This window comes from Muricoccus vinaceus, assembly GCF_042433125.1.
Lineage (GTDB): Bacteria > Pseudomonadota > Alphaproteobacteria > Acetobacterales > Acetobacteraceae > Roseomonas > Roseomonas vinacea.
The window spans coordinates 1-1,256 of the sequence record NZ_JBHLVZ010000132.1 but is presented as its reverse complement, the minus strand read 5'-3'; the positions used below and the strand labels follow the sequence as shown (position 1 = coordinate 1,256).

The 1,256-nt window shown below is 59.2% G+C and carries 2 rRNA genes; both read left to right on the top strand.

From position 1 onward, the window contains the following. Positions 1-1,068: ribosomal RNA gene (locus ACFFIC_RS29940) — 23S ribosomal RNA — on the top strand; the annotation flags it as partial. A gap of 119 nt (positions 1,069-1,187) precedes the next feature. Beyond that, positions 1,188-1,256, top strand: a 5S ribosomal RNA gene (gene rrf / locus ACFFIC_RS29935); the annotation flags it as partial.

Here is a 1,256-nt window from a genome sequence, read left to right as displayed (position 1 = left end):
AGATGACGTATAGGGTCTGACGCCTGCCCGGTGCCGGAAGGTTAAAGGGAGATGTGAGAGCATTGAACTGAAGCCCCGGTAAACGGCGGCCGTAACTATAACGGTCCTAAGGTAGCGAAATTCCTTGTCGGGTAAGTTCCGACCTGCACGAATGGCGTAACGACCTCCCCACTGTCTCCAGCATGGACTCAGCGAAATTGAATTCCCCGTGAAGATGCGGGGTACCCGTGGTCAGACGGAAAGACCCTATGAACCTTTACTGCAGCTTGGCAGTGGCGCCAGGAAGGAACTGTGTAGGATAGGTGGGAGCCGATGAAGCCGGGGCGCTAGCTCAGGTGGAGGCAACCTTGAAATACCACCCTGTTTCTTTCTGGCGTCTAACCGAACCCCGTTAGCCGGGGTCGGGACCCTGCCTGGTGGGCAGTTTGACTGGGGCGGTCGCCTCCCAAAGTGTAACGGAGGCGCGCGATGGTGGGCTCAGGCCGGTCGGACATCGGCTGTTGAGTGCAAAGGCACAAGCCCGCCTGACTGCGAGCGCGACAGCGCGAGCAGAGACGAAAGTCGGCCTTAGTGATCCGGTGGTCCCGCGTGGAAGGGCCATCGCTCAACGGATAAAAGGTACTCTAGGGATAACAGGCTGATCTCCCCCAAGAGTCCACATCGACGGGGAGGTTTGGCACCTCGATGTCGGCTCATCGCATCCCGGGGCTGGAGCAGGTCCCAAGGGTTCGGCTGTTCGCCGATTAAAGCGGTACGTGAGCTGGGTTTAGAACGTCGTGAGACAGTTCGGTCCCTATCTGCCATGGGTGTTGGAGACTTGAGAGGATCTGTCCCTAGTACGAGAGGACCGGGATGGACGCACCTCTGGTGCACCGGTTGTCACGCCAGTGGCATCGCCGGGTAGCTAAGTGCGGAACGGATAACCGCTGAAGGCATCTAAGCGGGAAACCAGCCTCAAGACGAGGTCTCCCCAAGGGCCGTGATAGACCATCACGTTGATAGGCCGCAGGTGGAAGCTTGGTAACAAGCGCAGCCGAGCGGTCCTAATCGCCCGATCGAACTCATCACCCCTCACAACATGAGGCTAAAAACCTCGCCGCACGCAGCACCAACACGCAAACACACACCTAACCATCACTCCGCCCCATCACAGGCAGAGATCCAGATCAAACGTTCCGGCCCGGTGGCCTGGTGCCTACAGCGAGTGTGCCACACCCGATCCCATCCCGAACTCGGCCGTGAAACCACCCTGCGCC